Genomic DNA, 6587 nt, shown 5'->3' with positions numbered 1-6587 from the left:
CCGTAACACCACCAGGGTAAGTTTGTGCATAGATGGATAATGATGTAATGATGGTCATTACACCCAACAAAAGGAGTCTTTTCATGATTTAAAGGTTAGTTAATTATCGATTAACTGCGAATAATTTATGTTTACAGGCAATAATAATAAAAAATATGTTAAAAAAGTTAATTGTGTGTTAAAAAATTATTTATTAAATACTTGGAGTGTCAACTATAAAAACCGTGAGATTATTTGAATGAGCTGCTTTAAAACAATCAATTTCAATTTTAAACAAAATATCTAGCTTAAAATATAAGTTGATAGATTTTACATTTAAACCTGAAATTTCTTTAATATCATTCTTAATATATCTGTACTTATCAAAGTATAGAGTAGATTTGATAGGTTCTAGGTCAAACTCCCAGTTCTCATATTGCATCCCTAATTCAAAGGGTAAATCATTTAAAGTCATACCTTCTAGACATAAAAAAACCACCTAATAATAGGTGGTAAAGTGTTGGTTTTTTAATTAATTATTTTAATGCTACAAAAAATGATAGAATGTTTGATTTTTCATTTATACCAATCCTCATTTTATTGTTTTCATAAAATTTTACATCCTTAAAGGAGTATGCGAATGAGAATTCATTTGTAACTAATTTACTTTTAATAATTTCTAAAAAGTCATTGTTTGCTATATTATAAACAATTGCAAATAACTCATCATTTTTAGCAAAGTTGAATGTTTCTAATCCATAGGTAGTATTTATAAAATATGTTTGAGCAATAAAAGCTTCAGATATTTTATTTTCTCCATCATATTCAAAACCTAAAAACTCAAGTTCTTGTGATATTTCTTCACAATCTTGACTTCCCAAAAAGGAAATGATTTTAGTAGCACTAATTGACTGAGAAAAAGAAAGTGAACAAATAAATAAAAATATTGTAAATGATATGAGCTTCATAAATTAATTAAATTTAAAATTAGTATAATCATTGTCTATCTCGATGGCTTTATCCTTAAATTCTTGAGCGTTTTTAAGCTCTCCTATCCTGTAATAGTATAAACCCATATTGCAAAGTACATCTGCTTGATTTGGATAAACTCTGTTTGCTTTTTCTATATATTCATAGGCTAACTTAGGTTGTTCCAATTCTAGATAATACTTTCCAATAATTAGCAATACTTCCTTGTCATCAGGAAATTTTTGCTCAGCATAATTGATATATTTTTTGCCCTTGTCCAAATCAATCTTTTTATTCGTAGCGTAATTTAGTATTGCAAGAGTTTCCTCTCGATTAGCTGTATCATTAGAGATTTTCCAATCAATATTATTTTTATAAACTCTCACATTAAGTGTGTTTATAATCCTATAGCCAAGAAAAAGAATGATTGCTGAAAAAACTACTGTTATTATTATTCCCATTTTTTGAAATTGTTTTAAATTAATAAATCTAGTCTGTTTTGATTAAGGGCATACTTGGAATACTGGATACCTGTAATTTGAAGTATTCCCTTTTTAATTCCACCAGACTAATTGCTGTTTTATTGAAATATGTGTACGGACGCACTTCATTAATATTTGGGTCTTGTCTCAGGTTATATTCTAAAGGTAACTCTTCATTAATAGAGTCTTTAATAAATACATAATGGCTTTTGTGAAACACATAATCCACTATATCTAATGTGTTATTATGGAACCATAAATAACAAACTGACTCAAACATTTTCCCGAACAAGTATATTTCTGAGGATCTATAACTGCGGTATAAACTTAAATTTTCAGTAAAGTGTTTTACTAATTGTAAATCTATACTTATAGCCTCAAAGGTAGAGCCTAGCTTATATGGGATTGAATCTATGAATAACATTGTCTTATCAAAGAATTACCAAGGTAAATCATCCAAATCATCTAAATTGTGTTTTTTCACATAAGTCTGTTTATTTACTTCTTTAGAATTTTTATCTGAAGTTGCATCTTCTTCAACCATATCCTGATAAACTCTGCTTGCCTCTTGCTCAGAAAGACCTCCTAACTTTAGATTATGAATGGTCAAATCCTTTGTAATGATATCAAACATATCAACTTGATTATCAAACTCTCTGAACTTCCAAGCCAGTTTTTGAACTCCATCTACCATATCTTTTGATTCATATCTTACTGTTAAATGACCAGACATTTCAATCAATTTAAACATAACATATCCACCTCCAGCGAAACTATATCCAATTTCTAAATTATTTGAGTTTATTTTTCTTAGCTTAAGCTTTTCATTTGACATAATCTTTTGAATCAAGACACCATACTTAAATTCAAGTCCACCATACCTTTCTACATTTTTTATGTCCTTATTTCCCTTGTATCCATTGTATATAAAAAGTACTACAATCACTAAAATTATTATTGCCCAAATCATAATTAAACATTCGTTAGAAATTAAAATATTGCCATATATGGCATCTAGTTAAACAAATATAACCCATTTCTTGACTTGTCAAAAATGTCAAGTATGGATAAGTCTGAATTACTTCGAATTATTGGTAAAAGAATATTAGAATTAAGAGAAGAAAAGAACTTAACTCAATTAGATTTAGCTGCGAAAATTGAAGGTGATTTTGACACTACAAATGTATCTAGAATTGAATCTGGAAGAACCAATCCAACTATTTTTACCTTATATAGAATTGCTCAAGCTCTAGATGTTAAGCTGGAGGATATAATGAAAATTGAAATCCCTGAAGATTAAAATTTGGCTATTTATCAAATATTATCTGATGTTTCTCTAAATCAAATAATTGGAAAGCCTCTTATAAACATAAAAAATATCCTATATAGTATTAGATTAAAATAGTAAACTTTTCGCTATAATAAAATATCTATGAATTTCCTAAATTTATAGGAATACTCAAATTATAGCTTTTTTGCACTGGTTCGTATCTATTCAAATTTTAAAAAACTACTACCATAATAGAGTATTAATCTATTTATATCACACCAGTCCATTATCAGCTAGGCTATAGTAGTCTTCTTTAGTTATTATAAGATGGTCTAATAATTTTAACTCTACAGTATTACAAGCTGAACTCAGCTTTCTGGTCATATCTACATCCTGTTGACTAGGTTTTAAATTCCCACTAGGATGGTTGTGCATTATAATAATGGCACTAGCTATACTCTTTAGAGCTACACTCAAAATAAGCTTTATGTCTATAATACAAGAACTAATTCCACCCTTCGAAACATCAAATATTCCAATGACAACATTAGCTCTATTTAACAATAGCACTTTTACTTCCTCCTGAAGTTCAATAGTATCTTTATTCCAATGCTCCAGTGCTAATTGAAATGCATCTCTACTTTGGGTTATTTTTGCTTTGTCTTTATTTCCATTAGAATAGGAAACACTTATTTCAGCTACTTTCATTTTTAAAAAAAATTGGAAAGTGCTAGAGTGACGTTTAATTACAAAACTCTTTATTCTGATAATGTTTATATAATTCAACCTAGGGTAAGAATGGGTTAAAACTATATTGGCAAGAACATTTAAAATATAAGTTTCTAGATAAATTGTCACTTTAGCACTTTGATTAAAAAAATGTCCACTTCCCGTATTTATATATATTATATATACGGCTAATGGACATTTATAATAAGTATTACACAGCTTGTTCCATCAGTTCTTCGAGAGAACCATTTTTACTGAATTTTGTTTCTTGGATTGCTCTCTTAGGTTCTTCTGGCTCATATATCCACTTATGCGAGAGAATAATCTCCTCACCAGTTTCTTTCACTATGTAAGGATAAGGTTCTACTTCCTGTTTAAAAATATGCCCTGGGAGCTCTGTTCCTATAAGTGCCTTACAGGTTTCTTCATCAAATGTAGATGGGATGTTTGCTTTTTTGGAAGTAGCATAAAATTGTCCCGATTCCTTGCTCTGAACCATTTCAATACCACCTGCAACTTCAAGGACAAAGAATTCCCTGCCATCTTCAGCTTGTCTTTGTTTGTAGTTAATAATACGTACCATTGGTAATAAATTTTGAGTTGTATAAATGCCTATTTATCTACCTAGTCCTAAAATCAGATTCAGCTATCACCTTGAAACATCACAGACTATAATAAAACAATAGACAGCAAGAAGTCATTTCCTGCCAAGAATAAGTAGGGGTAATTAGTGCGGGAGAGTGAGGGGGAGAAAAAGGAGTAGAAAGTTTAAGTTAAGACAGTAGAGTTATCTCAATAACATTTTTAAAACTTTAATATGTTTATAAAATCAAGAAAATAAGAAATGCATAAATTGGACTCAGAAGAAAGTTTCTTATAAATTTACTTTTTTATATATGCCTTGAAAAAAAAAATTCCTGTATAAAAAGGGGTGGGGTATTTCCCAATTTAAAAAAAGGTGGGGGTACTTTTGATGGTATGATACACTCTCAAAAATTTTATATTTTTTTTTAAAATAAGCTAATAATAAAATAAAATTCAGAACTTTAGAGAATTAAATTGATAGTATGGGAGAACTTTCAAATAAAATTGGAAAGAATGGGGAAGCCATTATAGAAGCTTTATTCAAAGAATATATTGGGTATCCAGATTATAGAGAAAATTTAAGTATATCTTGCCACAACCAATCTGAGCATGCGGAGTTAAGAAATAATAAATCACCCACACATGGTATAGACGGGCTAGTACATTACAGAACTCCACTAGATGAAAATGTACTAGAGATAGGTTTTATTTCAGTCAAACACTCAGGAAACCCTTATCCAAAATACCCTCGAAGTACATTTAAAAAACATTTTATTGACTTAGCAACAGGGTTAGAATGTTTTAAATACTCAACAATATTAAGCGAGGTTCAAAGCATTGCAAAAAGGGTAAAGAAAACCCGAGTGATAGGAGTACTCTTTTGGCTTTCTAACAATGAGGAATCAAAAAATCAAGATTTGCTAGAAGAATTGTCAAAATCTCAACTTGAATCTCTACAAATTCCATTTGATGAAATTATTATAGTAGATAATGCAAGACTGCAATTTATAGTTAATAGTTTGGAAAGAATTAAATTATTAAGTGGAAATAATTACCAATTCGTTTACCCTTCTACTGGATTGAATTTTAAAGCTGATTCTAATGAGAATTTTGGCTTACAAATGCCAATGGAGTTTTTTGCATATGGCGTTTTGCCTTTTAGATATACAAAGGATGGAGAGACAATTTTCCATCTAGCGTGTGGTGAAGGATTTTCTGAAGAAACATTAGTACAAATAATTAGCTTAGCAAAGAATTTTGATAAACTTCAAGCTACAAAAAAAATTACAATTACATTTCCTAATTATAATTCACAAGACCATCAAGATATAATCTCTAAAGTAAAATCTTATTTCGATGATCAAGAATTTACAAATCAAATAAAAATATCTGGGCAATATTCAGACTTCAGAAATATATAAGTTATGGAACAGCTAGAAAATAATGAGAAAAATAAGTTTGAGTTTCATCTGCCACATGGGGAAATACTTAGAACAATTTTGGTAAAGACTGAACTAAGTGAAAGCAATTTAAAATCTGTGGTAAAATCAAAAGGTATTTTTCTCCCAAAATATTCCAAAGAAGATACAATTCCACCGTTAATGAGGAGTCTCTTAAGCCCAAAGGAGTATGAAGAAGTAAGAGATTTACAAAAATTTAAAGTTGAAAAGCTCAAGTATCGGACCACACAAATTCCATGGCAAGGGAGCAAGAATATTTTAACAAGTTTACCTAAAATAGATTTGCATAAGCTCATAAGTGAAAAGTATAAATATGACCCTGGTTTTGAATTAATTGGAGTTCCTGCTTTTGTGCCAGTTGATGACAGGGTAGACAAAGTCAAACTTAATTTTAAAATTGAAGAAAGTTCTGATATTGCAACAATTCATAACAGAAAAAAAGAGTATAAAGGAAGTATTGTAATTGAGTTAAAGGAAGATGGAAACCTTCATCTCCATACTACAAAGACATACACTTCAAAGGGGACACAAGATATTGTAAACACTTTAGAATCTAAACTGGAAAACCATTTTAAAGAAATAGGAGCTGTTAAAAAGCAGGAAACTTACGAAAGGATAATGTTTGATCACTTCTGGAACTCGAACAGATTTTTGTTTTTTATGAAATTTATGGATGATATTGGTTTTCTAAAATTCAAAAAAATAGTTGATATAAATGTTTCACCAGACCCAGATAAAGAAATTCCAGATGATGGTAAAGAGTTTTTAAAAGATATTGAGAACCTTAATCTAAAGGGTAAGTCACTACGAAAACATATACTCTTATCTAAACAAAAATATAGAGAGGCTATTTGGCTTATAGCAGTAACTGTTCAATATAAGTTTTTGCATTCTGAAGGTGAAGGAATATGTGAGCTTGAGTATGCTTTTCCTGATTTTAGAATTGTAGAAAGAGAATTAGCAGAATTTCAATTCTTCATTGGAAAAATAACAGTTGATAGAAATTATAGAGCATATGCAAAAAAAACAAAAATAGAAAAATCTATTTTTGAAGTCATTGATGAAACCAAAACACATCATTATAATTCATTAAAAAAATAACAATACTCTAAA

Annotated in this window: 8 protein-coding genes; 3 read left to right on the top strand and 5 right to left on the bottom strand. The window is 29.3% G+C overall.

The features are described from left to right. Positions 1-515: 515 nt before the first annotated feature. From DNG35_RS05615 to DNG35_RS05600, 3 genes are all read right to left on the bottom strand, one after another. A complete protein-coding gene (locus tag DNG35_RS05615; RefSeq protein ID WP_146228835.1) occupies positions 516-860 on the bottom strand; it encodes a hypothetical protein in 345 nt (114 codons plus the stop codon). 90 nt (positions 861-950) lie between these two features. After that, positions 951-1409 (bottom strand): M48 family metallopeptidase, encoded by a 459-nt coding sequence (locus DNG35_RS05610; protein WP_111126781.1) that lies wholly within the window; start codon positions 1407-1409, stop codon positions 951-953. Between the two features lie 460 nt (positions 1410-1869). Continuing rightward, the gene (locus DNG35_RS05600; RefSeq protein ID WP_111126779.1) at positions 1870-2400 is read right to left on the bottom strand and encodes a hypothetical protein; all 531 of its coding nucleotides are present in this window, start codon (positions 2398-2400) and stop codon (positions 1870-1872) included. 93 nt (positions 2401-2493) lie between these two features. Between DNG35_RS05600 and DNG35_RS05595 the strand changes: the two genes are divergently transcribed. After that, complete coding sequence (locus DNG35_RS05595; RefSeq protein WP_111126778.1) at positions 2494-2730, top strand: helix-turn-helix domain-containing protein; 237 nt, start codon at positions 2494-2496, stop codon at positions 2728-2730. Between the two features lie 243 nt (positions 2731-2973). Here DNG35_RS05595 and DNG35_RS05590 read toward each other — a convergent pair whose 3' ends face one another. Together DNG35_RS05590 and DNG35_RS05585 are read right to left on the bottom strand one after the other, a co-directional pair. Beyond that, positions 2974-3408 (bottom strand): RadC family protein, encoded by a 435-nt coding sequence (locus DNG35_RS05590; RefSeq protein ID WP_111126777.1) that lies wholly within the window; start codon positions 3406-3408, stop codon positions 2974-2976. A gap of 232 nt (positions 3409-3640) precedes the next feature. Beyond that, the gene (locus DNG35_RS05585) at positions 3641-4012 is read right to left on the bottom strand and encodes a hypothetical protein (protein WP_111126776.1); all 372 of its coding nucleotides are present in this window, start codon (positions 4010-4012) and stop codon (positions 3641-3643) included. A 484-nt stretch (positions 4013-4496) separates the two neighbouring features. On the opposite strand from DNG35_RS05585, the gene DNG35_RS05580 reads away from it, so the two are divergent. Then, complete coding sequence (locus DNG35_RS05580; RefSeq protein WP_111126775.1) at positions 4497-5435, top strand: hypothetical protein; 939 nt, start codon at positions 4497-4499, stop codon at positions 5433-5435. Positions 5436-5438: 3 nt separating this feature from the next. Beyond that, positions 5439-6575, top strand: a complete 1137-nt coding sequence (locus DNG35_RS05575) for a hypothetical protein (protein WP_111126774.1) — start codon at positions 5439-5441, stop codon at positions 6573-6575. Positions 6576-6587: the final 12 nt, after the last annotated feature.

This window comes from Mesonia sp. K7, assembly GCF_003233725.1.
Classification (GTDB): domain Bacteria; phylum Bacteroidota; class Bacteroidia; order Flavobacteriales; family Flavobacteriaceae; genus Mesonia.
This window is presented reverse-complemented; position numbering and strand designations above follow the sequence as displayed.

What these genes read in the sequence shown, in the direction of transcription:
- DNG35_RS05585 (WP_111126776.1), bottom strand. Translation starts at nt 4,012, where the DNA reads ATGGTACGTATTATTAACTACAAACAAAGACAAGCTGAAGATGGCAGG.
- DNG35_RS05600 (WP_111126779.1), bottom strand. Translation starts at nt 2,400, where the DNA reads ATGATTTGGGCAATAATAATTTTAGTGATTGTAGTACTTTTTATATAC.
- DNG35_RS05595 (WP_111126778.1), top strand. Translation starts at nt 2,494, where the DNA reads ATGGATAAGTCTGAATTACTTCGAATTATTGGTAAAAGAATATTAGAA.
- DNG35_RS05580 (WP_111126775.1), top strand. Translation starts at nt 4,497, where the DNA reads ATGGGAGAACTTTCAAATAAAATTGGAAAGAATGGGGAAGCCATTATA.
- DNG35_RS05575 (WP_111126774.1), top strand. Translation starts at nt 5,439, where the DNA reads ATGGAACAGCTAGAAAATAATGAGAAAAATAAGTTTGAGTTTCATCTG.
- DNG35_RS05590 (WP_111126777.1), bottom strand. Translation starts at nt 3,408, where the DNA reads ATGAAAGTAGCTGAAATAAGTGTTTCCTATTCTAATGGAAATAAAGAC.
- DNG35_RS05610 (WP_111126781.1), bottom strand. Translation starts at nt 1,409, where the DNA reads ATGGGAATAATAATAACAGTAGTTTTTTCAGCAATCATTCTTTTTCTT.